The 824-nt window shown below is 51.2% G+C and carries 9 tRNA genes; all 9 read left to right on the top strand.

The features are described from left to right. The first annotated feature begins 39 nt into the window (after positions 1 to 39). The 9 genes from ACERDH_RS09785 to ACERDH_RS09745 all read left to right on the top strand — a co-directional run bounded on the left by ACERDH_RS09785 (position 40) and on the right by ACERDH_RS09745 (position 823). Positions 40 to 112, top strand: a tRNA-Val gene (locus ACERDH_RS09785). 2 nt (positions 113 to 114) lie between these two features. Continuing rightward, positions 115 to 187: transfer RNA gene (locus tag ACERDH_RS09780), tRNA-Asp, on the top strand. A 24-nt stretch (positions 188 to 211) separates the two neighbouring features. Next, positions 212 to 284 (top strand) — tRNA-Lys (locus ACERDH_RS09775). A gap of 5 nt (positions 285 to 289) precedes the next feature. Continuing rightward, positions 290 to 371 (top strand) — tRNA-Leu (locus ACERDH_RS09770). Positions 372 to 389: 18 nt separating this feature from the next. Continuing rightward, a tRNA-Thr gene (locus tag ACERDH_RS09765) sits at positions 390 to 462 on the top strand. Positions 463 to 484: 22 nt separating this feature from the next. Continuing rightward, positions 485 to 556, top strand: a tRNA-Gly gene (locus ACERDH_RS09760). 7 nt (positions 557 to 563) lie between these two features. Further along, positions 564 to 649, top strand: a tRNA-Leu gene (locus ACERDH_RS09755). Positions 650 to 660: 11 nt separating this feature from the next. Beyond that, positions 661 to 734, top strand: a tRNA-Arg gene (locus tag ACERDH_RS09750). A 15-nt stretch (positions 735 to 749) separates the two neighbouring features. Next, positions 750 to 823: transfer RNA gene (locus tag ACERDH_RS09745), tRNA-Pro, on the top strand. Position 824 lies beyond the last annotated feature (1 nt).

The raw sequence follows: 824 nt of genomic DNA, 5'->3' as shown, positions 1-824 counted from the left end.
GGGTTGCCCCCTGTGAGATATGGAAGTCGCTTAGCTCTAGGGAGTTTAGCTCAGCTGGGAGAGCATCTGCCTTACAAGCAGAGGGTCAGCGGTTCGATCCCGTTAACTCCCATAGGTCCCGTAGTGTAGCGGTTATCACGTCGCCCTGTCACGGCGAAGATCGCGGGTTCGATTCCCGTCGGGACCGTTTAAGGTAATGAAAGTTACTTTAGACTCGTTAGCTCAGTTGGTAGAGCAATTGACTTTTAATCAATGGGTCACTGGTTCGAGCCCAGTACGGGTCATATATGCGGGTTTGGCGGAATTGGCAGACGCACCAGATTTAGGATCTGGCGCTTAACGGCGTGGGGGTTCAAGTCCCTTAACCCGCATTAAGATATAATAAATGAGCCGGCTTAGCTCAGTTGGTAGAGCATCTGATTTGTAATCAGAGGGTCGCGTGTTCAAGTCATGTAGCCGGCATTTTTAGATAGAAGAAAACAGTGCGAACGTAGTTCAGTGGTAGAACACCACCTTGCCAAGGTGGGGGTCGCGGGTTCGAATCCCGTCGTTCGCTTAGAGAGGCCGGGGTGGCGGAACTGGCAGACGCACAGGACTTAAAATCCTGCGATTGGTAACGATCGTACCGGTTCGATTCCGGTCCTCGGCATAAACTAATGAGCACCCTTAGCTCAACTGGATAGAGTACCTGACTACGAATCAGGCGGTTAGAGGTTCGACTCCTCTAGGGTGCATTTTTCTATTTAACTCGGGAAGTAGCTCAGCTTGGTAGAGTACTTGGTTTGGGACCAAGGTGTCGCAGGTTCGAATCCTGTCTTCCCGAT

The sequence above is a fragment of the Streptococcus bovismuti genome (genome assembly GCF_042436615.2).
Lineage (GTDB): Bacteria > Bacillota > Bacilli > Lactobacillales > Streptococcaceae > Streptococcus.
Note: the sequence above shows the minus strand (reverse complement) of the source record. Positions and strands in the feature narration are given on the sequence as shown.